We start from the raw sequence: 21920 nt of genomic DNA on the forward strand, positions 1-21920 counted from the left end.
GACCGGCCGGATCCCCCCGACGCGTCCCACGTTCCTCCCGCACAGCACCTGATCACGCCCCGACCTCGCCCCCAAGAAAGGCAACGCAGTGACCGAGATCTTCGAGTCGACCGGCCAGGCCCTGCTCTATGGAGTCGTGGGCCTCGTCGTGATGGCCGTCGGCTTCATCGCGCTCGACCTCGTCACGCCGGGCAAGCTGTACCACGTGGTATGGACCGACCGGAACCGCGGCGCGGCCGTCCTGCTGGGCAGCCAGTCCGTCGCTGTGGGCCTGGTCATCATGAAAGCCATCGAGGCGAGCGAGTCCGAGCAGGGCCTCGGCTACGGCCTGATCAGCACGCTGCTGTACGGCCTGGCCGGGGTGCTGGTGATGACAGTCGTCGGCATCGTGATCGGCGTGTTCACGCCGGGCCAGATGGGCGCGGTCGTCCTCGACGACCAGGACGGCCGTCCGCACCCCGCCGCCTGGGTCCAGGCCGGCATGTACCTGGGCACCGGGTTCATGGTCGGCGCGGCGATCTCGTAACGGCGCCCCACGATGAGCGCCACCACGCTGCAAGGCGGCGACACCACCGCGGCACCCTCCCGCCCCCCGGTCGTCCGGCACACCCGGGGGGCTCGTTTCCTGCTGCTCTTCGCCGTCTTCCTCTGCGCGGCCTGCGGCCTCGTGTACGAGCTGGCCCTCACCGCGCTGGGCAGCTACCTCATCGGCAACTCGGTGCTCCAGACCTCCGTGGTGATCTCCGTGATGGTGTTCGCCATGGGGCTCGGCTCCCTCGCCGCCAAACCCCTGCGCCGCCGCGCGGTGGGCGCGTTCGCGCTCGTCGAGGGCGTGCTGGCGCTGGTCGGCGGACTGTCGGTGCTGGTGCTGTACTCGGCGTTCGCCTGGCTCCAGCTGTACACCCCGGCGATGATCGTGGTCACGGTGGCCATCGGCCTGCTGATCGGCGCCGAGATCCCGCTGCTCATGACCCTGCTCCAGCGGATCCGACGGCAGGAGGCGGGCAGCGCGGTCGCCGACATGTTCGCCGTCGACTACATCGGGGCGCTGGTCGGCGGCCTGTGCTTCCCGCTGTGGCTCCTGCCGACGTTCGGCCAGCTGAAGGGCACGCTGGTGGTCGGCGCGGTCAACGCGGTGGCCGGGGTCATCGTCGTGGTGTTCATCTTCCGCCGGCAGATCCGGCGCTGGGTCCGCAACGCCCTGCTGGCCGGCGTCACGGCGGTCCTGGCCGTGCTCGGTACGACGTACGCGCTCGCGGACGACCTGGAGGTGACCGCGCGCCAGCAGATGTACCGGGACCCGATCGTCCACGCGGAGACGACGTCGTACCAGGAGATCGTCGTCACCCGCTCCACCGCCTTCACCGGCGAACCGGACATCCGGCTCTTCCTCAACGGCGATCTCCAGTTCAGCTCCGTCGACGAGTACCGCTACCACGAGTCCCTCGTCCACCCCACCCTCGCCGGCTCCCGCGCCAACGTGCTGATCATGGGCGGCGGTGACGGGCTCGCCCTGCGCGAGGTGCTGCGCTACGACGACGTACAACACGTCACTCTCGTCGAACTGGACCCGGCGATGACCCGGCTCGCGCGCGACTTTGAGCCCCTGCGCGACCTCAACGACAAGGCGCTGGACGACCCCAGGGTCAAGGTCGTCAACGCCGACGCCTTCAACTGGCTGCGCGGCGCCCGGCAGCGGTACGACGCGGTCGTCATCGACTTCCCCGACCCGGACACGGCGGCGCTGGCCAAGCTGTACTCGGTGGAGTTCTACCACCTGCTCGGCCAGGTCCTGACCCCGCGGAGCAGGGTGATGGTGCAGAGCGGTTCACCGTTCTTCGCGCCGAAGACGTACTGGTCGATCGCGAAGACGATCGAGACGGCGGGCTACACGACCACCCAGTTCCAGGTCGACGTACCGAGCTTCGGCAACTGGGGCTTCGTCCTGGCCACCCCGGGCGGCGGCACCTCCCCGCCGCTGCGGCTGGCATCGGAGGCCCCGCAACTGCGCTACCTGGACGAGGCGGTCCTGAAGGCCGCCGCGGTGTTCCCCGTGGACCGCCGCCGCCAGGACGTACGGCCGAGCACGCTGATGGACCCGGCCGTGCTGGAGTACGTGCTGGACGAGTGGGAGAACTACTGATCGCCTCCGGCCAAGTCCGAGAGCGCGGCTGTGTCGCTCTGCGATGAGTTTCGGGCGGGGCGGGAGTCTGTAGTGGTGTCCGTCGTAGGACGCGCATGACGTCGTACGACGGTGACCGGTACGAGACACCACGGAGGACACCATGACGACCTCGCCGGACGACCCGACCACCGCCGCGCTGCCCGGCCGCCCGCCCGTTGTCGACCTGGCCACCTGGCAGGCCGCCCGTGATGAGCTGTTGGTGCGCGAGAAGGCACACACCCGCGCGGGCGATGCCATCGCCGCGGCCCGTCGGCGGCTGCCGATGGTGGAGTTCGACGGGACGGTCGAGGTTGTGGGACCCGACGGGCCGGTTCCGTTCCTGGAGCTGTTCCAGGGCCGCGACGAGCTCGTGGTGTACAAGCACATGTGGTACGACGGGGCGCCGCACCAGGGGCAGTGCGAGGGCTGCACCACCACGGCCTGGCATCTGAAGGACGCGGTCTACCTCAACGCCCGCGGCGTCTCGTTCGCCATCGTGACCACGGGCCGGTGGGAGGAGGTGGCCGCCTTCGTCGAGTTCATGGGCTACACCCAGCCCTGGTACTCGGTGCGCGACGTGGACGGGCCGGTCGGCGGCCCCATGGGTTACATGACCTCCTACCTGCGCGAAGGCGACCGCACGTTCCTCACCTACTCCACGACGGGCCGTGGCACCGAGCGGGTCAACGGGTCCCTCGGTCTGCTCGACATGACGCCCTACGGCCGTGGCGAGGCGTGGGAGGACAAGCCCGAGGGCCGGCCGGAGGGGGACGTCCCGTGCTGGTCCTGGCGCATGGACGCGGACGGGAACGCCACCTGGGGGCCGACCAGCCGCCCCGTGCCGCAGTGGACCCGCCCCGGTGCGACCCCCGTGGAGACCCTCGGCCGGCACGGCCCTCACTCCTGACGCGCCTCCCGCCACTTGGCGGACCTGCTGGACGAGGACGACGACTCCTACGACGGCCAGGGCCTGTTCAGGATCAGCGATTCAGATCCATGGCCCCGACCCCGAGCCCTTCGTAGGGTTCCGGCTCCACGGTGGCGACGAGCGCCCCCATGGGGATGGAGTGGTTCGGCCTCGCGGCATGCACGGCGGCCGAGACTCCGAAGGCGACGCCCGCTCGGTTCAGTTCGGCGATGGTGACGGCCATCGCGAAGTCGTCTTCGATGAGGTGCATGACCTCGACCAGCACGCCCACATGGTCGACAATCCCGGGGCGCTGCCGCTCGGCTTCCAGAAGGCACAGGACCGGCACCCACAGCCGTACGTCATCACTGGACGCCGCGACGTGGACGAGGCCGGAGACCTGCTTGTTGCCTCCCATCGCCAGGAGGGTCGGAGCATCGAGAACGTAGTGCTCGGTCAGGTTCAACGGGACGACTCCGACTCCGCGAGGGTGGCTCGGTGTGCGGCCGCGGCCTCCCGCATCTTGCGCCGCATCTCGGCGGACTCCTCGTCGGACACGTAGTGCCCGAAACGCTCGGCGAGCAGGGCGCGGGTGCGATCGGCCCGTTCCTTGATCTGCTCGGGAGTCAGGGTCTGAGCCGCTATGTCCTGCATGAGAGCACGAAGGCTGGTCCCCCGCGCCTCGGCCACGGCGGCCAGCTGGTCACGGACTTCGGCGGGCACTCGGATCATGACATCGGACATGGGTCGAGTATACGCCACGTATACTCGACCTATGTACGCGAGCTACGCCGCGTGCTGCGCGAACCGCTCCGCCGTCTCGCGGAGCAGTTCGTGGCCGTCGCGGGCCCACAGGTCGTCGTTGAAGAGTTCGACCTCGATGGGGCCGGTGTAGCCGGCGGCTTCGACGTAGCCCTTCCACTCGCGCATGTCGATCGCGCCGTCGCCGATCTGGCCTCGGCCGTTCAGGACGCCCTCGGGCAACGGGGTGATCCAGTCGGCGAGTTGGAAGGTGTGGATGCGGCCGGAGGCGCCCGCCCGCGCGATCTGCGCGGGCGCGTTGTCGTCCCACCAGATGTGGTACGTGTCGACCGTGACGCCCACCTGCTCCGCCGGGAAGCGCTCGGCGATGTCCAGGGCCTGGGCCAGGGTGGACACCACGCAGCGGTCCGAGGCGAACATGGGGTGGAGCGGTTCGATGGCCAGCCGTACGCCCCGTTCGAAGGCGTACGGGCCCAGCTCCGCGAGGGCGTCGGCGATGCGCTCCCTCGCGCCGTGCAGGTCCTTCGAGCCGGATGGGAGGCCGCCGGAGACCAGGACCAGTGTGTCCGTGCCCAGGGTCGCCGCCTCGTCGATGGCCCGGCGGTTGTCCTCCAGGGCCGCCGCGCGCTCCGCCGGGTCGATGGCCGTGAAGAAGCCGCCCCGGCAGAGGGTCGTGACCGTCAGGCCCGCGTCGCGGATCAGTTTGGCCGTCGCGTCCAGGCCGTACGCCGCCACCGGCTCGCGCCACAGGCCCACGCCCGGGATACCCAACTCGACGCAGCCGGCGACCAGTTCGGCCATCGACAGCTGCTTCACCGTCATCTGGTTGATGGAGAAGCGGGAGAGGTCTCCGGTCGTCTTTTCCGTGCTCACTGGGCCACTCCGTAGAAGGAGAGGAGGGTCTTCATACGGGTCTCCGCCAGCGCCGGGTCCGGGAACAGGCCCAGGCCGTCGGCCAGTTCGTAGGCGCGGGTGAAGTGCGGCAGCGAGCGCGCCGACTGCAGGCCGCCGACCATCGCGAAGTGCTCCTGGTGGCCGGACAGCCACGCCAGGAAGACGACGCCCGTCTTGTAGAAGCGGGTCGGGGTCTGGAAGAGGTGACGGGACAGCTCGACCGTCGGGTCCAGGAGTTCCCGGAAGCCCTTCACGTCGCCCGTGTCCAGGACGCGGACCGCCTCCGCCGCCAGCGGGCCCAGCGGGTCGAAGATGCCGAGCAGGGCGTGGCTGAAGCCCTGCTCGTCGCCCGCGATCAGCTCGGGGTAGTTGAAGTCGTCGCCCGTGTAGCAGCGGACCCCGTCAGGGAGCCTGCGGCGGATGTCGATCTCCCGCTGCGCGTCCAGGAGGGAGACCTTGATGCCGTCGACCTTGTCCGGGTGGGCCGCGATGACCTCCAGGAACGTGTCCGTCGCCGCGTCCAGGTCCGACGATCCCCAGTAGCCCTCCAGCGCCGGGTCGAACATCGGGCCGAGCCAGTGCAGGACGACCGGCTCGGCGGACTGCCTCAGGAGATGTCCGTAGACCTCCAGGTAGTCCTCCGGGCCCGTCGCCGCCGCGGCCAGCGCGCGCGACGCCATCAGGATCGCCTGGGCGCCCGATTCCTCGACGACGGCCAGCTGCTCCTCGTACGCCTTGCGGATCTCCTCCAGCGAGGCCGGGGCGGTGAGCTGGTCGGTGCCCACGCCGCACGCGATGCGGCCACCGACCGACTTGGCCTCGGCGGCGGACCGACGGATCAGCTCCGCCGCGCCCGCCCAGTCGAGGCCCATGCCGCGCTGGGCGGTGTCCATCGCCTCGGCGACGCCGAGCCCGTGGGACCACAGGTGGCGGCGGAAGGCGAGCGTCGCGTCCCAGTCGACGGCGGCGGGCGAGTCCGGGGACACGTCCGCGTACGGGTCGGCCACGACGTGCGCCGCCGAGAAGACCGTACGGGAGGTGAAGGGGGCGCCCGTCGACAGCGCCAGCGGTTCGGTACGGGGGGTGTAGGCCCTCAACACCCCACTGGAACCCGGGAGTTGGATCGTCACAGCGAGATCTCCGGTACGTCGAGACGGACGCCCTCGGCGGAGGACTTCAGGCCCAGTTCGGCGAGCTGGACGCCGCGGGCGCCGGCCAGCAGGTCCCAGTGGTAGGGCGCGTCGGCGTAGACGTGCTTGAGGAACAGTTCCCACTGGGCCTTGAAGCCGTTGTCGAACTCGGCGTTGTCCGGCACCTCCTGCCACTGGTCGCGGAAGGAGTAGGTGGCGGGGATGTCGGGGTTCCAGACCGGCTTGGGGGTGGCGCTGCGGTGCTGGACACGGCAGTTGCGGAGGCCTGCCACCGCCGAGCCCTCGGTGCCGTCGACCTGGAACTCCACCAGCTCGTCGCGGTTGACGCGGACGGCCCAGGAGGAGTTGATCTGGGCGATGGCGCCGCCGTCGAGCTCGAAGATGCCGTACGCGGCGTCGTCGGCCGTGGCGTCGTACGGCTTGTCCTGCTCGTCCCAGCGCTGCGGGATGTGGGTGGCGGTGAGGGCCTGCACGGACTTCACGCGGCCGAACAGCTCGTGCAGGACGTACTCCCAGTGCGGGAACATGTCGACGACGATGCCGCCGCCGTCCTCGGCGCGGTAGTTCCAGGAGGGGCGCTGGGCCTCCTGCCAGTCGCCCTCGAAGACCCAGTAGCCGAACTCGCCGCGGATGGAGAGGATGCGGCCGAAGAAGCCGCCGTCGATGAGGCGCTTCAGCTTGAGCAGGCCGGGGAGGAAGAGCTTGTCCTGGACGACGCCGTGCTTGATGCCGGCGGCGGCCGCGAGGCGGGCCAGTTCCAGGGCGCCGTCGAGGCCGGTGGCGGTCGGCTTCTCGGTGTAGATGTGCTTGCCCGCGGCGATGGCCTTCTTGATGGCCTCCTCGCGGGCCGAGGTGACCTGGGCGTCGAAGTAGATCTCGACGGAGTCGTCGGCGAGGACCGCGTCGACGTCCGTCGCCCAGTGCTCCAGGCCGTGCTGCTCGGCGAGCGCCTTCAGGGCGTGCTCGCGGCGGCCGACGAGGATCGGCTCGGGCCACAGCACGGTTCCGTCGCCGAGGTCGAGGCCGCCCTGTTCGCGGATGGCGAGGATGGAGCGGACGAGGTGCTGGCGGTAGCCCATGCGCCCGGTCACGCCGTTCATGGCGATCCGTACGGTCTTGCGTGTCACGGCCGATCCCTTCATTGATATGTCGTTATGTCGTTCGAGCGTGCGTTGGGGGCGTACGCGTCCGCGCCGCGTACGCCCGGAGAACCCGTCGGAGAACTCGTCGGAGAGGTGAGCGTGACAGCAAGCGCTTTCTATCTGATGAGAAGCTAGCCTCTGAGCAGCGGTAAGGACAAGACCGTAGGGGGGTCGACTTGTTCGAGGGGGCGAACGGTGATCGCGGCCGTATGGTTCCCCCGGACGAGCCGTGGGGTGCCCGCGCGAGCCCTGGGTTCCCGATGAGCCATGGGGATCCCGGGTTCCCCGCCGACCCGAACGAGAGACGCGACCGGAGGACGAATGACAGTGACCCTGGCGGACGTGGCGGCCCGTGCGCAGGTGTCGCCCGCGACCGTCTCCCGGGTACTCAACGGCAACTATCCGGTGGCCGCGTCCACGCGTGAGCGGGTGCTGAAGGCCGTGGACGAGCTCGACTACGTCCTGAACGGCCCCGCGAGCGCCCTCGCGGCCGCCACCTCCGACCTGGTCGGCATCCTGGTGAACGACATCGCCGACCCCTTCTTCGGGATCATGGCGAGCGCGATCCAGTCCGAGATCGGCGGACCGGGCGGGCGTGCGGGCGGGGAGCGGCTCGCCGTGGTGTGCAACACCGGCGGCTCCCCGGAGCGCGAGCTGACCTATCTCACGCTGCTCCAGCGGCAGCGGGCGGCCGCGGTCGTCCTGACCGGTGGGGCCGTGGAGGACGCGGCGCACGGGGCGGCCGTCGGCAACAAGCTGCGCAGGCTCGCGGAGGCGGGCACCCGGGTGGTGCTCTGCGGGCGGCCGCCCGCACCCGAGGCGATCGCCATCACCTTCGACAACCGCGGCGGCGGCCGGGAACTCACCGAGCATCTGATCGGCCTTGGCCATCGGCGGCTCGGGTACATCGCGGGGCCGGAGGAGCGGACGACCACCCGCCACCGCCTGGAGGGCCACCGGGCCGCCCTGGCCGCGCACGGCATCGAGGAGGACCCACGCTGGACGGTGTACGGCCGCTACGACCGCCGCTCCGGGTACGAGGCGACGCTTGAGCTGCTGCGGCGCGACCCGAGCCTGACGGCCGTTGTCGCCGCGAACGACACGGTCGCGCTGGGCGCGTGCGCCGCGCTCCGCGACTCGGGGCTGCGGATCCCGGACGACGTGTCCGTCGCCGGGTTCGACGACCTTCCGTTCAGCATCGACGCGGTGCCTTCGCTCACGACGGTGCGGTTGCCGTTGTCGGAGGCGGGGGCTCGGGCCGGGCGGATCGCGATGGGGCGGGAGGAGCCGCCGCCCGGCGGGATCGCCACCGTGAGGGGGGAGTTGATGGTGCGGGGGTCTTCGGGGGTGCCTCGGGTGGGGTGAAGTTGAACGCCGGCCTGTCAGGCGGCCTGCCAGTAGGTGTATCCGAGAGGCATCAACCCCTCGGACAGACACAGCCGGTCGGAAGCGCCACCGACCTCGGTCTGAAGAAGCTGGTAGGCCGTACCATGGGACTGTCCCCAGTGCATTGCCGCGCGCCAGAGGAGGCGCCCGTATCCCCTGCCTCGCGCGGCCGGCCGTACACCGAAGTACTGGGGCATCAGTTGCGGGGTTCCGATGGCGTCGGGACGGATCTCCATGGGGCCGATGGCGCCCAGCACGTTCCCTTCAACGACGGCCACGAGGACGGGACCGACCCTTCCGGCCCTCATCCGCTCGTACAGGAAGCCGAAGCCGTCCGCAGCCATCTCCTGGGAGAACTCGGCGAAGCCGCGTCGCACGCCCGTGGGCCAGTCCTGGAAGGGAAGAACGGGGCCGTCACAGGGAGGGCATGGGCCTGACGTGAAGTCCTTGAGCTGGATTCGGGTGCCTTGCCCGTCCGGTGACTCGGGACCGAGAAAACGGACGACACGGGCTTGGGCGGTTCCGTGCTCCGCTGCGAGTTTCCGGGCCAGTTCGATCGCGGGGAGGAGAGCGGCGTCCGGCTGCACCCCGTAGAGATGCACCTTGATCATTCCGCTCCCTCGGCGCATCAGCGTGGGGATCAGCGTTTCACCGGGCCGATGAACGATGTCCTCGACCAGGACGCTCTCGTCCTTGGTGTCGGACCAGCGGATGTCCTTGTCGTAGCCGAGGAACCATCGGTCTGTGTCAGCCGCGATCAACGTGTCCGTGAAGAGATCGTGGGTGAGCACGGACGGATGTACTGGGCCGAGCGTCGGCACGTAAGGGACCTGCACCACCGGACGTAGCCAGTCCCAGCGGAATCGCATGTTCTCAGCGTACTCATCTCGTGCTCAGGGCTCGGGCCCCGACGCAGATGTGCCAGGGCCCGAGCGGATGACCTGACGTGCGCGATCAGTTGGGGTTGTCGTCGCCCACCGCGCAGGAGCAGGCGCTTTCCTCCATCAGGGCGTCCGCGTCGCGCTCGATCACGAGCGACGTGGTTGCGACCAGGGCCGTGGGAAGGACCGGGCGGACGGCCGGGGGGCGACTGGTCTGGATCGTGACGGGAACGGGGCTCATCGGTGCACCATCTCCTTGGTGTCTCCGTGCTGGCAGTAGGTGTTCAGCGGTGCCTTCGCCTCCTGGTAGACCTTCGCGAGCGGTCGGCAAACCCGGCAGGAGCCGGAGAGCGAGCAGCCCGAACAGCCACCGGTGCGAAGCATGAGCCGATCGGAGATTTCTCCGAGTCGGCGAAGGCCGTCGAGGCCCTCGGTCATCAGGTCGATCTGATCGTCGCGGCCGATCTTGCAGATCGAGACCCTCGCGTGTGGGTCGGCGTGGAAGAAGGTCACGCCCGCGTTGCACCCCTCGAAGACAGGGCGTCTGCGAAGGAACTCCGTGGACTGGACAAGGAGGGGTTCGCCCGTGCCCGAGAACGTCGGCTGCATGTTGGTGTAGACGTGATGGTCGAGGCCCCAGCCCTCGACGAGGGCCTTCATGGCGTCGACCTCGTGGGCGTTGTCCTCGGTCACGACGATGGACACCCGGAGCGGAAGGTTGGCGTCGCGTGCTGCTGCCATGCCCCTCTCGAAGCTCCTCCACGCGCCCCGCCGCTGGGTCAGTTCGTCGAAGGAGCCCTCCGAGGCGCCGTACATGCTGACCACGACGCGGTAGGGCGGACAGTCCCGGAACAGGCGCAGGATCCCCGGGCTTCCACAGACGGGATGCGTTGGTGGAGACCGTGAGCATCATGCCCTGACTGAACGCGTAGCGGTAGGAACCTTCGAAGTCGGGGTCGACTGTCGGTTCGCCGCCCGTGATCTGGAGCCACAGGACGCCCGAGTCCCGGAAGATGTCGATGAGTTCAACCTTCTGCTCCCAGGTCAGGCCGGCGAGCGGGCGTTCGCCGAGGTAGCAGTGCTTGCAGCCGAAGTTGCAGTAGAGGTTGATCTCCCAACTCGCCCGAGCGAAGCCGAATTCGGTGGGCTCCCGAACCAGGAGGGCGGAGCCGACAGGCTCGCCGTCGAGATCCAGCCCCCAGGCGTCAGCGGCGATCTTCACCAACCAGTCGGGGACTGGCTCATCCGTACCAGTGCCGTGGCGTCGCACGGTCTCGTAGTGCTCGGTAGGAAGGCGCACACAGGTGGTGCTGCCCGGCCGTACGACGAGGTGCCCGTCAAGAAAGGGGCTGACGATCAGCTTGTGCATCCGGTTACCTCATTCCATTGGTTTTGGGGCCCCGGGGCGTGTGTCAGGACACGGGTGCGTGCTTGTCTGCGGCAGGTATCGGCGAGTGCGTCGCAGCTGTCGGTGTGCACGCAGCCCTTGAGAGCCACTGCCGAATTGCCCGACAGATGGGCCCAATTGCGGGATTCGCCCTCATTGAGTGGCTGGGAGCAGACGCCGCACTCCTTCCGTCGTACGGTCTGCTCGATCTCCTCCCGGCCGTAAGGCGTTTCGAGCAGGCCAGGCGTCTCGTAGAGAGCGAGGAGCACCCGCGCGCTGACGGCGAGGTCGTGGACGAGGAACCGCTCCTCGGCCGGACTCGTTTCCTTGGCGTCGTCCAGGATCTGGTGTGCCTGGGCGAGGCAGTGGATGCCGACGGACCGGGTGAAGCCGCGCATACGCGCCACCACGTCGGTGACCTCCGGCACAAGCAACTGCACATGCCCCGCCAGGAGCAGCCGGAGCTCGGCCAGCCGCGACGCCCCCTTCACCAGGTTGACGCCCCAGACATCGAAGCCTGTTTCGTACGACTCCCGGATGGTCTGAGCATCCAGTTGGGCATGCTGGTTGGCACTCACCGGCTCGCCTCTTCCGTACATGCCAACCGGTACCGGCCGACGGACAGCAGCTGCGACACCGCCTCGGCGGAGGCGAGTTCTCCCGCGCCATCCATGGGGACGCACCAGTACGCGCGAGGGCCGTCGGGGCTCGTCGCGTGCACGCTCGGTACGCCGAGGTAGTGGCTCCGGCCCAGGTACTCGGCGTCCCCGCCCGGCCGCCTGGCCCACTCGGAGCGGCTGCCCGTGCTGGGAGGCACCATGACGTAGTAGCGGCGGGTGACCGTGTCCGTGAACACCGGCCCGCCGAGCATCGCCCGCGCGAGGAAGGTATCCACCTCGTACGGGTCCTCTGTCCCGGCCGCCGCGTACACGATCTCCCCGGAGATCCGGATCGCGCCGAAGAGCGTCCCGCACCGCAGGAGCGCGACGCCGGACTCCCGCCATTCGCTCCGGGCCCGGCTGCTGTCATCGGCTGCCGACAGAAGCCAGTGCTCCACGGCAAGCGCGCGTCCGGCGGCTGTCGTGATGTGCCGATCCTCGGCCTCTTCGAACTTATCGAGGGGCGTGGCCACCGTCACCGGACCTCCCGCAGCGGCGAGGCCAGGAGCCGAGTGCGTTCGTCCTCCGGCAGCAAGTACGCCCGTACGAGCATGCCGTCGATGCCAGTGGGGTCGTACTCGAGAGTGGGCGACACGGCGGGCGGCCACAGGTGCGGGGCCCGGCGATGACGCGCCAGCGCGAGGATCGCGCCCCACATCCCCGGTGACGGGCAGGCCCCGGTCGGATATGGGCCAGGCTCCGGTGCCACTCCCGCACAGGCCCTGCGGCTGGGAATCTGCGGCCCGAACAGGAGGGTTCTCACCCTTTTGAGCGCACGTGATAGAAGGTGCATTGTCGATCTGCTCCGATCAGGTCGGCCGAGCCCCGGGGCCGTCGCGAGCGGTCGCCGGGGTGTCTCGGTTTGGTGCGGCTTGGCGGTTGGCAGTTGGTACGGGCCACTTCGGCTGTGCGGTTGCCACGGAGTTCACCCCGTCCGATGCGACGCGGAGTGCGTCCTCCAGTCGGGGGTGAGGGCCCCGGCCTTGCAGCAGCAAGTGCGGTCTGTGGTCTGTTCGTGTCAGGGAGGCATGTCCCAGCACACCTTGTGCGATGGGGGCGCCCGCCAGAGCGGGCGGCAGACCATCGGCCACAGATGCGGACCTCGACGGCGGCGCGCCAGCGTGAGCATGACGCCCCACACGCGGGGCGTCGGACACCGCGCGGGCAGGCTCCAGCGGGCATTGGTGATCTGTGGTGCGGCCATGCATCCAATGCTTTCCCGACCACTTGCCGCACCGGGAGTGTGTGGACGGGGTGATCCGCATTGGCGCTTTCACACACTGTGTGAACTGAGTGTGGTTACGCTTCACACACTGAGCGATACGGAGCGCACGTATGGAGCCGAACACCCTTCTCGATGCCCTCCTCGACGAGGCGGGCATGTCCAGAGTCGGTCTCGCCGCCCGTGTCAACGAAGCCGCACGGGCTCGCGACAAGTGCGCGCGCTACGACCACAGTTCAGTCATCCGTTGGCTCAAGGGCCAGCGTCCACGCGGCATCGTCCCGGACGTGATCTGTGAAATCCTCGCTGCCCGGATCGGCCGCCCGCTCAGCCTTGAGGACATCGGCATGGGCAAGTCCAGCACGCCGCCCCCTGTCTCCACTCCGCTCGCCGGATTCATCGATCGCTCCACCGCGCTTTGGCGGGGAGACCTACAGCAGCGGCCGGACCTGCAAGCGGCCCCGCTCATCACTGGCCTGCCCGCAGTCGGCCCGGTCTGGGAATGGGAGAACCCACCGGACGATGTCGACGTGTCCCGCAATGGCACGCCACGGGTGGGAATGGGGGATGTCTCGTTGCTTCGTGGGGCACGCGACCACTACGAACAGATGTACCGTAAAGCTGGCGGGGTGACAACAAGGACCCGGGTCCTGCAGTTTCTCAACTCGGAGACGGCGCCCCTGCTGCGTGGCGCCTACTCCGACGCCACGGGCAGGGAACTGCACCGAGCTGTTGGGGGCCTTGTCGCCGTCGCCGGTATCTGCTCGTACGATTCCGACGCCCAGGGCCTCGCCCAGCGGTACTTCCACCAGGCGCTGCGGCTTGCGAAGGCGTCCGGTGACCGCGCGTTCGGCGGGTACGTGATCGCGCTCCTGGTCAACCAGTGCTTGTACATGCGCGAGTACCGGCAAGCCGTCGCGTTCGCCGAGGCGGGTCTGCGTACAGCGGGCCATGCCGTCTCGCCCGCGCTCGCCTGCGACTTGCACGCGATGCAGGCGAAGGCCTTCGCGCGCATGGGCGATCAGTCCGGGGCTCACCGCGCCATGGCTGCCGCCGAGACCGCAGCCGGGCGGATTCGCCCGGAACAGGAGCCAGAGGAGACTGGGTATGTACAGCCGGGGCTCCTTGAGGTCAACATGGCCGACGTCCTGATGCGACTCGGTGATATGTCTCCTGCCACCGTCTACGCCGCCGAGGCAGTAGCCGCCCATGCCCATGAGCGCGGCCGTGTACATCGGCTAGCCACACTCTCCGACTGCCAACTTCGAGCCGGCGACGCCGAACAGGCGGCAGCCACCGCCACTGACATCCTGGACGCCATGCGCGGCATGGAGTCCCAACGGCTGCGCGACCGGCTCGTGCGTCTGCGCGGCACCATGTCCGGCCTCGGCAGCAGCGCGACTACCGACGTCGCCGAGCGGATCGACGACACCCTCAGGATTCCGCTGTAGCCGGTCCCGTGTGCTGGGATGGCCTCGTACCCGACGAGAGGCGACGGCGTGTCTGTGTGGCGCAACCTCAGCGAACGCACCGTGTACGAGAACCGGTGGGTGTCCGTGAACATGGCCGACGTCGAGTTGCCCGACGGCCGACACCTGGACCACACGGTGATCCGCCTGCGGCCCGTCGCCGTGGCCACGGTTGTCAACGAGGCGAACGAGGTGCTCCTGCTGTGGCGCCACCGGTTCATTACTGGCGCGTGGGGGTGGGAACTGCCCTCTGGGGGTACCGGTGAGGGCGAGGATCCAGGGGCCGCCGCCGCGAGGGAGTTCGAAGAGGAAACCGGCTGGCGGCCCGGGCCGATGCGACTGCTCCTGGCGGTCGATCCCATGCCCGGCATTTCGACGAGCCACCACCGCGTCTACTGGTCGGACCGGGCCGAGCGTGTGGGCGAGCCGCGCGATGCCTTCGAGTCGGCGCGACGCGAGTGGGTCCCCCTGGAGACAGTGCCAGAGCTGATCGCGCGCGGAGAAGTCCACTCGGCCAACGCCGTCGCAGCGCTGCTGATGCTGCACCATCTCCGACTGCACTGACCCGGACGTGGCGAGATGCCCGCTCCCTTCGCGCTCTCGCCGGGAAAGGCGACGCCTGATTTGATCCGCAGCTATGACGACTCACCCCGAGACCACGCGAAACCACCGGTGTTGGCGGCCCGGTTGGAGCGTCGGCGCCGGTTCTATACCTGGCATCTGAACTTCGAGGGGCAGGAGGACGTGCACCGCCTCGCGGCCGAGTACCGGTCCGCGCTCGCCTCGCTCGGAGAGATCCTCACGCCCATCCCCGACCGATGGCTGCACCTGACCATGCAGGGCATCGGCTTCGTCGGCGAGGTCGAGGAGACGGACGTACGGGCCGTGGCCGACGCCGCCCGGCGGCGGCTCGCGGACGTGCCCGCCTTCGGTCTCCGGATCGGGCCGGAAGTCATCGCCCCCGAGGCCGTACTGCTCCACGTCCACCCCGACGGCCCCGTCCGGGAGGTCAGGACCGCGATCCGGGCGGCGATCGGGGACGTGTTCGGACCAGGCCAGGTACCGGAGACGGCCGAGGGCTTCACCCCGCACGTGTCAGTGGCCTACAGCGCCGGGGACGGCCCCGTCGAGCCGATCGCGCGGGCCCTGTCCGGGTTGAAGACAGCTGCTGCTCAAGCTCGCATCTCCACGGCCGAGTTGATCGTCATCCACCGCGACAACCAGATGTACGAGTGGGACACCTATGCCACGGTGCCGCTCGGCTGATCCCCTGCCACCGTCGTGGGAGGCGCTGAGCGAAGCCCCCGCTCACGTACCGTGACGCTCCAGCGCGCGCCCTCACCGGGTCCGTCTTACGTTGGCCGAGTAGCCACCCCACCCAAGGAGGAGCCATGGCCGACAAGGGCCGTGCGGACAAGATCAAGGGCAAGGCCAAGGAGATGACCGGGAAGGTCACCGGTGACCGGGAGCAGCAGGTCGAGGGGAAGCTCGAACAGGCTCGCGGTGAGGCCAAGAAGATGAAGGGCAAGGGGCAGGAGCGGGCGCAGGAGACGAAGCGTTCCGTGAAGCGCGACCGCACCTGAGCGCGTACGGCGTGACTGGTGGAAGGGGGCTCCCGTGATCGCGGGAGCCCCCTTCGCATGGCCGCGTGGCCGAGGCTGCGTGGCCGTCGCCGAGGCTGCATGGCCATGGCCGCAGGAGCCGCGTGGCCGCATAGCCGTGGCCGTGTGACCGCGTCGCCGTGCCTGCATCGCGGCCCGTACCGCCGCACGCCGGGCCCGCGGAAACCGCATGGCCGCATCGCCGGACCCGGAGAGGCCGTGCCGGGCCCGCATCGCCGCATCGCCCGGCCCGCGGAAACCGCATGGCCGCATCGCCGGACCCGCCGGGAGCCTCATGGCCGCGTTGCCGGGACCAGAGACGTCGGCGTCACCTGGACGGTCGGGCATCGGGTGAGCACCGCCGCATCGCGGGTACCCGGCGCGTATGAGTGTTCGGTCCCGGTCCCGGTCCGATGGGCCACCGCTGCCTGAAGGCAGGGGTGGAGTTTCGGGTGCCGTCGTCGAGGGGCTGCGGAAGGCCGGGCCGTTGCCCGGTGAGCAGGCGGTCGCGGGGGGCGATCCGTTCGGGGACGATCTGCAGCTGGCGCTGTATCTCTGCTACGAGCTGCACTACCGGGGGTTCGCCGGCGTCGACGACGACTGGGAGTGGGATCCAGAACTGCTGCGGCTGCGGGCGGCCCTGGAGTGGCCGTTCCTCGAAGCGCTGCGGGCGGTCGCTACGCGGCACAAGGGCGCCGAGGAGGCGCTGGACGAGTTGCTCGTGGAGCCGCCGGAGGGGGAGGGCACCGGTGTCAGTCACTTCCTGGCGGACGAGGGCGAGCTGTGGCAGGTGCGGGAGTACGCCGTCCAGCGGTCGCTCTACCACCTGAAGGAGGCCGACCCGCACGCGTGGGTCCTGCCCCGGCTGTGGGGGCGGGCGAAGGCGGGGATGGCCGCTGTGGAGTACGACGAGTTCGGCGGCGGCCGTGCCGACCGCGTGCACGCGCGCCTCTTCGCCGACCTCATGACCGACCTGGGCCTCGACCCGGCCTACGGCCGCTACGTGGACGCCGCCGGCGCCGAGGCGCTCGCGCTGGTGAACCTGATGTCCCTCCTCGGCCTCCACCGCGCCCTGCGCGGCGCCCTCGTCGGGCACTTCGCGACCGTCGAGATCACCTCCTCCCCCGCCTCCCGCCGGCTCGCCACCGCGATGCGGCGTACGGGGGCCGGGACGGCCGCCGCGCACTTCTACGACGAACACGTCGAGGCCGACGCCGTACACGAGCAGGTCGTACGGCAGGAGGTGGTGAGCGGTCTGCTGGAGCAGGAGCCGCATCTCGACGGGGACGTGGCGTTCGGGGTGGACGCCACGTCGTATCTGGAGGACGCGCTCGCCGCCCGGCTCCTCGGGGCATGGCGGGACGGCCGGTCGTCGCTGCGTACGCCACTCACCTCGATCACCTCGACTGTCTGACGGACCCTGGAGGCCCCTTCCCGTGACCCCGCCGCTCTCCCTGCCCGGCGTCTACGCCCCTCAGGACGACACCGACCTCCTCGTCACCGCCCTGGGGCGGGAGCCGCTCGCCCCACGTGCCGACGTGCTGGACGTGGGCACGGGGACCGGGGTCGTCGCGCTGGCGGCGGCACGGCGTGGCGCCCGGGTCACGGCCGTCGACATCTCCTGGCGGGCGGTCCTCAACACCCGGGTCAACGCCGTGCTGACGCGGCTGCCGCTGAGCGTCGTACGGGGGAACCTGCTGGACCCGGTGGCGGACCGGTCCTTCGACCTGATCCTGTCCAATCCGCCGTACGTGCCCGCACCGGGGTCGCGTACCGACGGCCGCCCCGCCCGGGGTGTCGCGCGGGCGTGGGACGCCGGGCGGGACGGCCGTCTCGTACTGGACCGCCTCTGCCGGGACTCGCCCGCCCTGCTCCGGCCCGGCGGGGTGCTGCTGCTGGTCCAGTCCACCCTCAGCGACGAGGAACGGACGCTCGCGCAGCTTCGGGCGGCGGGGCTCCGTACGGACGTCGTGGACCACCGTCGCATCGCCTTCGGGCCCGTTCTGCGGTCCCGCGGCGATTGGCTGCGCGGGCGGGGGCTGTTCCACGCCGACGACGCCGACGACGAGAAGGAAGAGCTGGTGATCATCCGTGCCGAACGTCCCCGCGGAAACCGCTGAAACCGCCGAACGCCGTCGTATCACCGTCCAGCGCCCCGGCCCGCTGCTGGTCGAGGGGCCGGTCGAGGTCACGCTGGAGGACGGTACGACCGTGTCGTCGGACCGCTTCCGGGTGGCCCTGTGCACCTGTCGCCGCAGCCGGATCCAGCCGTGGTGCGACACCAGCCATCGGCGCCGTGCTCAGCCGCCCGCGCCGCCCATGCCGCCCATGCCGCCCATGCCGCCCAGGTGAAGGAGAGCCATGAAGCAGAGGTCGTACTGGATCGAGACCGCGCCGCAGCGGAGCCCGTACCCGGCGCTCGACGGTGATCTCGTCGTCGATGTCGCCGTCGTCGGGGCCGGTATCGCGGGGATCAGCGCCGCGTGGGAGCTGGCCCGCAGGGGGCGGCGGGTGGCGTTGCTGGAGGCGGGGCGGATCGCCGCCGGGGTGACCGGGCACACGACCGCCAAGCTCACCGCCCTGCACACGCTCGTCTACGAGCGGCTGCGGCGGACCCGGGGCGGTGCGGCCGCGGAGCTGTACGCGCGCTCGCAGACGGAGGCGATCCGGCATGCCGCCGCGCTGGTGGAGGAGCTGGGGATCGCATGCGACTGGGAGGAGGCGGCGGCCTTCACGTACGCCGAGGACGAGGGGCGTGTCGGGGAGTTGAGGGCGGAGGCGGCGGCCGCCCGGGAGGCGGGGCTGCCCGCCGAGTACGTCACAGGGGCGGAGACGGGGCTGCCGTTCCCGGTGGCGGGGGCGGTGCGGGTGACGGGGCAGGCGCAGTTCCATCCGCGCAAGTACCTGCTGGCGCTCGTCGACGATCTGGTCCGGCAGGGCGGCGCCCTCGTCCATGAGCGGACGCGGGTGACGCGGCTCAAGGAGGGCACGCCGTGCCGGCTGACGACCGAGGCGGGGTTCACGGTGACCGCCGGGGACGTCGTCGTCGCCACGCACTACCCGGTGTTCGACCGGGCGCTGCTCTTCACCCGGCTCTCCCCGCGCCGCGAACTGGTGCTCACCGCGCCGATCCCGGCCGACGCCGACCCGAGCCCGGCCGGTCCCGACCCGCACGGCATGTACATCACCCCCGAGCAGCGCACCCGCTCGCTGCGCACCGCCCCGTACGCGGACGGGCGGCGGCTGCTCGTGGTCACCGGGGAGCACTTCACGCCGGGGACGGGCGCCGACGTCGGCGAACGGTCCGAGCGTCTCGCCGGCTGGGCCGTCGAACGCTTCGGCCCGCTCGACTTCACCCACCGGTGGGCCACCCAGGACAACGACTCCACCGACTCCGTACCGCTCGTCGGCCCCTTCCACCCGGGCAGCCGGCACACGTGGGTGGCGACCGGGTTCGGCGGGTGGGGGCTGAGCGGCGGCATCATGGCGGGCCGGCTCCTCGCCGAGCAGATCACCGGGCACAAGGTGCCGTGGAGCGACCTGTACGACCCGCGCCGGGTGCTCAGCGCCGTACGGGAGGCACCGAGCTTCCTCAAGCACCAGGCCCAGGTCGCCCGCCACTTCGTCGGCGACCGGCTCTCCCCGGCCTCCGACACCTCCGCCGACGCCATCGCCCCGGGGGACGGCGCGGTCGTCCGTGCGGGCGGCCACCACTGCGCGGTCCACCGCGACGACGACGGCACCCTCCACGCCGTCTCCGCCCGCTGCACCCACCTCGGGTGCCTCGTCGCCTTCAACCCCACCGAACGCACCTGGGAATGCCCCTGTCATGGGTCCCGCTTCGACCCGGACGGGAACATCCTCCAGGGCCCGGCGACGAAGCCGCTGGAACCACGGGACGTCTAGGGCCCGCGAAGGCCGGAAGAGCAGGTCAGAAGAGCAGTACGACCTTGCCGCTCAGGCCCCCGGCCTCGAAGCGTTCGTGGGCCGTGCGTACCGCCGTCACCGGGTGGTGTTCCGCCACGCGTACCCGCAGCCGGCCGGTGTCCACCAGGTCCACCAGCTCGGCGAGGTCCTTCTTGCTCTCCTGTACATAGCTCTTGGTGGCACCGGGTACGGCGGGCAGGGGCTCGTCGGCGATCGAGACGTAGAGCCCTCCCTCGGCGAGCGCCGGAGAGACGTCCACGCCCGCGGTGTCGAGTACCGCGTCGTACGTCCCCTCGGCCAGGACTGGCGGCTGGACCTGCACGGCACGGTGGACGCGACGGTGGACACGACGGTGGAATGACGGAGGATGCCGAGTAGGGTCCGAAGGCATGAAACTCGCCTTCTCCACCCTCGGTGTCCCCGGTCTCCCCATCGCCGACGTCGTACGGCTCGCCGTCACGCACGGCTATCACGGCGTCGAGTTGCGCGCCCACCCCGAGGAGCCGGTGCATCCGGGCATCGACGCCGCCGAACGGGCCGACGTGGCCGCCGAGTTCAAGGCGGCGGGGGTGGAGATCCTGGGGCTCGCCGGGTACGCGCGGGTCGCGGCGCCGGGTGACGACGGGCCGGTGCTGGACGAGATCCGGCAACTGCTGGATCTCGCACGGGACTTGGGCGCGCCTTTCATCCGGGTCTTCCCGGGTGCCGAGCTCGGCGGCGAGGGTGGGCAGCACGTCGACGAGGCCGACGCCGTCGCCGCCCGGCGGCTCGGTACGGCGGCGGAGGAGGCGGCCGACCACGGCGTACGGATCCTGCTTGAGACCCATGACTCGCACCGCACCGGCGCCGACGCGATCCGCGTCCTCGGCCAGGTCGGCCACCGCAACGTCGGCTCGCTCTGGGACGTGATGCACACCTGGCTCGGCGGAGAGCAACCCTCCGAGTCCTACGCCGCCCTCGCCCCCTTCCTCGGCTACGTCCAGGTCAAGGACATCGCCTCCGCCGACGACACCACCCCGCTGCCGCTCGGCGCGGGCGTGCTCCCGCTCGCCGAGTGCGTCGAACTCCTCTCCCGCAAGGACTGGGACGGCTGGCTCTGCTGGGAGTACGAGAAGCGGTGGTACGAGGAGGCCGCGCCGCTGCCCGGGCTACTGGGGGCCGGGCGGGAGCACCTCGGGCGGTTGCTGAACGACGCGGCATGAGACTGACGCGACACAAGCATGAGACTGACGCGGCGTAAAACCTTGGCCTGAGCTTGAATTGTCAAGCTCAGCAAGGATTTTGACGACGAATCAACACCGAGTCACCCAAAGCTGATCAGCCGTCGACCAGATACCGACAGTAACTCTTGGAAAACGGAGCGCTCCGGCACGCCCCTGTACCAGACTTGCCCCCCGCACGACAGTCCCAACTAGTCAGATCTCGGGGGGATTTGGCATATGCAAGGCACAATCGACGGCTTCAGCTACGGTGCGGTCACCCCAGTGGCCGCCTACATCATGGCCTGCCTCGGCGCGGCGCTCGGGCTGCGCTGCGTGGTCAGGTCCGTCTACAACGAACAGTCCTGGAAACCCGGTTGGCTCGCGTTAGGCGCGGCGTCGATCGGCTGCGGCATCTGGACGATGCACTTCATCGCCATGATCGGCTTCCGGGTGAAGGAGAGCCCGATCCACTACGACGTCGGTCTGACCGTGCTCAGCCTCGTCGTGGCGATCACCGTCGTCGGCATCGGGGTTTTCGCCGTGGGGTACCGCGGCGTCAGCACGGCCACGCTGTGCGCCGCCGGCAGTGTCACCGGGCTCGGTGTGGCCGCCATGCACTACCTGGGCATGGCGGCCCTCCAGATGAACGGCTACATCCAGTACGACATCCTTGTCGTCGCTCTCTCCGTCGTCATCGCCATCGTCGCCGCGACCGCCGCGTTGTGGGCGGCGGTGTCGATCCGGGGCTTCCTGACCAGTCTGGGTGCCAGTCTTGTCATGGGGGTCGCGGTGTCCGGGATGCATTACACCGGGATGGCCGCGGTGGGGGTGCATCTGCATGGCGGGAATGGTGGCGGGGAGTTGACCGGGGAGTCGCCGTTGTCCATTCTGCTGCCGATGCTGATCGGGCCGGTGATCTTTTTGCTGCTGGCGGGTGTGGTGGTGATGTTCGATCCGATGCTGGTTCTTGGTGAGGGGGACTGGAACCGGAGCTCGGCTCCTCGGGCAGGGGGCAGTCCCTCGCGGGTCGGTCCCTGGCGGGCTGAGCGCTCCGAGGCGGCTGCGGGCGGACCCGACGACGCGGGCGGGTCGCTCTTCGAGCCGCCGGTTCGGCATGCTGCTCGGCGCGTGCAGGAGTGGTGAGTTTTTTCGCCCCCCCCCCCCCC

General features: G+C 70.1%; 24 protein-coding genes and 1 pseudogene. 14 read left to right on the plus strand and 11 right to left on the minus strand.

Annotation, left to right across the window (positions count from 1 at the left end):
- The first annotated feature begins 88 nt into the window (after nt 1–88).
- From F3T56_RS24510 to F3T56_RS24520, 3 genes are all read left to right on the plus strand, one after another.
- Entirely contained in the window at nt 89–526 is a 438-nt protein-coding gene (locus tag F3T56_RS24510; RefSeq protein WP_149827539.1) for a DUF350 domain-containing protein, read from the plus strand.
- A gap of 12 nt (nt 527–538) precedes the next feature.
- Entirely contained in the window at nt 539–2143 is a 1605-nt protein-coding gene (locus tag F3T56_RS24515) for a polyamine aminopropyltransferase (protein ID WP_149827540.1), read from the plus strand.
- 142 nt (nt 2144–2285) lie between these two features.
- Entirely contained in the window at nt 2286–3071 is a 786-nt protein-coding gene (locus F3T56_RS24520; RefSeq protein ID WP_149827541.1) for a DUF899 family protein, read from the plus strand.
- A gap of 73 nt (nt 3072–3144) precedes the next feature.
- Here the strand turns inward: F3T56_RS24520 and F3T56_RS24525 are convergent, their stop codons facing one another.
- Genes F3T56_RS24525 through F3T56_RS24545 form a run of 5 tightly spaced genes read right to left on the minus strand, consistent with a single transcriptional unit; the run spans nt 3145 to nt 7005 of the window.
- Nucleotides 3145–3489 (minus strand): PIN domain-containing protein, encoded by a 345-nt coding sequence (locus F3T56_RS24525; protein ID WP_172639112.1) that lies wholly within the window; start codon nt 3487–3489, stop codon nt 3145–3147.
- Nucleotides 3490–3533: 44 nt separating this feature from the next.
- Nucleotides 3534–3815 carry an Arc family DNA-binding protein gene (locus F3T56_RS24530; RefSeq protein ID WP_149827543.1) on the minus strand — a complete coding sequence of 94 codons (282 nt, stop codon included), beginning with the start codon at nt 3813–3815 and terminating at the stop codon, nt 3534–3536.
- A gap of 42 nt (nt 3816–3857) precedes the next feature.
- Entirely contained in the window at nt 3858–4655 is a 798-nt protein-coding gene (locus F3T56_RS24535; protein ID WP_149827568.1) for a sugar phosphate isomerase/epimerase family protein, read from the minus strand.
- A gap of 47 nt (nt 4656–4702) precedes the next feature.
- The gene (locus F3T56_RS24540; RefSeq protein WP_149827544.1) at nt 4703–5857 is read right to left on the minus strand and encodes a dihydrodipicolinate synthase family protein; all 1155 of its coding nucleotides are present in this window, start codon (nt 5855–5857) and stop codon (nt 4703–4705) included.
- On the minus strand, nt 5854–7005 hold the full coding sequence (locus F3T56_RS24545) for a Gfo/Idh/MocA family protein (RefSeq protein WP_149827545.1): 1152 nt from the start codon (nt 7003–7005) through the stop codon (nt 5854–5856). The genes F3T56_RS24540 and F3T56_RS24545 overlap by 4 nt, the downstream gene beginning before the upstream one ends.
- 336 nt (nt 7006–7341) lie before the next feature.
- On the opposite strand from F3T56_RS24545, the gene F3T56_RS24550 reads away from it, so the two are divergent.
- The gene (locus F3T56_RS24550; protein ID WP_149827546.1) at nt 7342–8385 is read left to right on the plus strand and encodes a LacI family DNA-binding transcriptional regulator; all 1044 of its coding nucleotides are present in this window, start codon (nt 7342–7344) and stop codon (nt 8383–8385) included.
- A 17-nt stretch (nt 8386–8402) separates the two neighbouring features.
- Here the strand turns inward: F3T56_RS24550 and F3T56_RS24555 are convergent, their stop codons facing one another.
- The 5 genes and pseudogenes from F3T56_RS24555 to F3T56_RS24570 all read right to left on the minus strand — a co-directional run bounded on the left by F3T56_RS24555 (nt 8403) and on the right by F3T56_RS24570 (nt 11812).
- Nucleotides 8403–9275: a GNAT family N-acetyltransferase gene (locus tag F3T56_RS24555; RefSeq protein WP_149827547.1), complete on the minus strand. Its 873-nt coding sequence runs from the start codon at nt 9273–9275 to the stop codon at nt 8403–8405.
- Nucleotides 9276–9360: 85 nt separating this feature from the next.
- On the minus strand, nt 9361–9528 hold the full coding sequence (locus tag F3T56_RS46340) for a hypothetical protein (protein WP_172639113.1): 168 nt from the start codon (nt 9526–9528) through the stop codon (nt 9361–9363).
- Nucleotides 9525–10656: pseudogene (locus tag F3T56_RS24560) on the minus strand (radical SAM protein). Before F3T56_RS24560 ends, F3T56_RS46340 begins: the two are co-directional and overlap by 4 nt.
- Nucleotides 10644–11252, minus strand: a complete 609-nt coding sequence (locus F3T56_RS24565; RefSeq protein WP_149827548.1) for a DUF6415 family natural product biosynthesis protein — start codon at nt 11250–11252, stop codon at nt 10644–10646. The pseudogene F3T56_RS24560 and the gene F3T56_RS24565 overlap by 13 nt, the downstream one beginning before the upstream one ends.
- On the minus strand, nt 11249–11812 hold the full coding sequence (locus F3T56_RS24570; protein WP_149827549.1) for a hypothetical protein: 564 nt from the start codon (nt 11810–11812) through the stop codon (nt 11249–11251). Before F3T56_RS24570 ends, F3T56_RS24565 begins: the two co-directional genes overlap by 4 nt.
- A gap of 856 nt (nt 11813–12668) precedes the next feature.
- Between F3T56_RS24570 and F3T56_RS24580 the strand changes: the two genes are divergently transcribed.
- From F3T56_RS24580 to F3T56_RS24615, 8 genes are all read left to right on the plus strand, one after another.
- Nucleotides 12669–14006 (plus strand): NsdA family TPR-like regulatory protein, encoded by a 1338-nt coding sequence (locus F3T56_RS24580; RefSeq protein WP_149827551.1) that lies wholly within the window; start codon nt 12669–12671, stop codon nt 14004–14006.
- Between the two features lie 48 nt (nt 14007–14054).
- Nucleotides 14055–14588, plus strand: a complete 534-nt coding sequence (locus F3T56_RS24585; RefSeq protein ID WP_149827552.1) for an NUDIX domain-containing protein — start codon at nt 14055–14057, stop codon at nt 14586–14588.
- Between the two features lie 60 nt (nt 14589–14648).
- The gene (locus tag F3T56_RS24590) at nt 14649–15290 is read left to right on the plus strand and encodes a 2'-5' RNA ligase family protein (RefSeq protein WP_246203803.1); all 642 of its coding nucleotides are present in this window, start codon (nt 14649–14651) and stop codon (nt 15288–15290) included.
- A 125-nt stretch (nt 15291–15415) separates the two neighbouring features.
- Complete coding sequence (locus F3T56_RS24595) at nt 15416–15607, plus strand: CsbD family protein (RefSeq protein ID WP_149827553.1); 192 nt, start codon at nt 15416–15418, stop codon at nt 15605–15607.
- Between the two features lie 403 nt (nt 15608–16010).
- A complete protein-coding gene (locus tag F3T56_RS24600; protein ID WP_149827554.1) occupies nt 16011–17039 on the plus strand; it encodes an iron-containing redox enzyme family protein in 1029 nt (342 codons plus the stop codon).
- 22 nt (nt 17040–17061) lie between these two features.
- Nucleotides 17062–17745 (plus strand): HemK2/MTQ2 family protein methyltransferase, encoded by a 684-nt coding sequence (locus F3T56_RS24605; protein ID WP_246203804.1) that lies wholly within the window; start codon nt 17062–17064, stop codon nt 17743–17745.
- Complete coding sequence (locus tag F3T56_RS24610) at nt 17717–17977, plus strand: CDGSH iron-sulfur domain-containing protein (RefSeq protein ID WP_149827556.1); 261 nt, start codon at nt 17717–17719, stop codon at nt 17975–17977. The genes F3T56_RS24605 and F3T56_RS24610 overlap by 29 nt, the downstream gene beginning before the upstream one ends.
- A 9-nt stretch (nt 17978–17986) precedes the next feature.
- Complete coding sequence (locus F3T56_RS24615; protein WP_149827557.1) at nt 17987–19531, plus strand: FAD-dependent oxidoreductase; 1545 nt, start codon at nt 17987–17989, stop codon at nt 19529–19531.
- Nucleotides 19532–19556: 25 nt separating this feature from the next.
- On the opposite strand, the gene F3T56_RS24620 is transcribed toward F3T56_RS24615, so the two are convergent.
- Nucleotides 19557–19874: a zinc-binding dehydrogenase gene (locus F3T56_RS24620; protein WP_246203806.1), complete on the minus strand. Its 318-nt coding sequence runs from the start codon at nt 19872–19874 to the stop codon at nt 19557–19559.
- Nucleotides 19875–19941: 67 nt separating this feature from the next.
- Between F3T56_RS24620 and F3T56_RS24625 the strand changes: the two genes are divergently transcribed.
- Together F3T56_RS24625 and F3T56_RS24630 are read left to right on the plus strand one after the other, a co-directional pair.
- Nucleotides 19942–20754 (plus strand): sugar phosphate isomerase/epimerase family protein, encoded by an 813-nt coding sequence (locus tag F3T56_RS24625; protein WP_149827559.1) that lies wholly within the window; start codon nt 19942–19944, stop codon nt 20752–20754.
- 237 nt (nt 20755–20991) lie between these two features.
- Entirely contained in the window at nt 20992–21897 is a 906-nt protein-coding gene (locus F3T56_RS24630; protein ID WP_149827560.1) for an MHYT domain-containing protein, read from the plus strand.
- Nucleotides 21898–21920: the final 23 nt, after the last annotated feature.

It is taken from the genome of Streptomyces tailanensis (assembly GCF_008386495.1).
Classification (GTDB): domain Bacteria; phylum Actinomycetota; class Actinomycetes; order Streptomycetales; family Streptomycetaceae; genus Streptomyces; species Streptomyces tailanensis.

What these genes read in the sequence shown, in the direction of transcription:
- F3T56_RS24550 (WP_149827546.1), top strand. Translation starts at nt 7,342, where the DNA reads ATGACAGTGACCCTGGCGGACGTGGCGGCCCGTGCGCAGGTGTCGCCC.
- F3T56_RS24530 (WP_149827543.1), bottom strand. Translation starts at nt 3,815, where the DNA reads ATGTCCGATGTCATGATCCGAGTGCCCGCCGAAGTCCGTGACCAGCTG.
- F3T56_RS24555 (WP_149827547.1), bottom strand. Translation starts at nt 9,275, where the DNA reads ATGCGATTCCGCTGGGACTGGCTACGTCCGGTGGTGCAGGTCCCTTAC.
- F3T56_RS24515 (WP_149827540.1), top strand. Translation starts at nt 539, where the DNA reads ATGAGCGCCACCACGCTGCAAGGCGGCGACACCACCGCGGCACCCTCC.
- F3T56_RS24625 (WP_149827559.1), top strand. Translation starts at nt 19,942, where the DNA reads ATGAAACTCGCCTTCTCCACCCTCGGTGTCCCCGGTCTCCCCATCGCC.
- F3T56_RS24525 (WP_172639112.1), bottom strand. Translation starts at nt 3,489, where the DNA reads ATGGGAGGCAACAAGCAGGTCTCCGGCCTCGTCCACGTCGCGGCGTCC.
- F3T56_RS24535 (WP_149827568.1), bottom strand. Translation starts at nt 4,655, where the DNA reads ATGACGGTGAAGCAGCTGTCGATGGCCGAACTGGTCGCCGGCTGCGTC.
- F3T56_RS24630 (WP_149827560.1), top strand. Translation starts at nt 20,992, where the DNA reads ATGCAAGGCACAATCGACGGCTTCAGCTACGGTGCGGTCACCCCAGTG.
- F3T56_RS24615 (WP_149827557.1), top strand. Translation starts at nt 17,987, where the DNA reads ATGAAGCAGAGGTCGTACTGGATCGAGACCGCGCCGCAGCGGAGCCCG.
- F3T56_RS24580 (WP_149827551.1), top strand. Translation starts at nt 12,669, where the DNA reads ATGGAGCCGAACACCCTTCTCGATGCCCTCCTCGACGAGGCGGGCATG.
- F3T56_RS24520 (WP_149827541.1), top strand. Translation starts at nt 2,286, where the DNA reads ATGACGACCTCGCCGGACGACCCGACCACCGCCGCGCTGCCCGGCCGC.
- F3T56_RS24600 (WP_149827554.1), top strand. Translation starts at nt 16,011, where the DNA reads ATGAGTGTTCGGTCCCGGTCCCGGTCCGATGGGCCACCGCTGCCTGAA.
- F3T56_RS24595 (WP_149827553.1), top strand. Translation starts at nt 15,416, where the DNA reads ATGGCCGACAAGGGCCGTGCGGACAAGATCAAGGGCAAGGCCAAGGAG.
- F3T56_RS46340 (WP_172639113.1), bottom strand. Translation starts at nt 9,528, where the DNA reads ATGAGCCCCGTTCCCGTCACGATCCAGACCAGTCGCCCCCCGGCCGTC.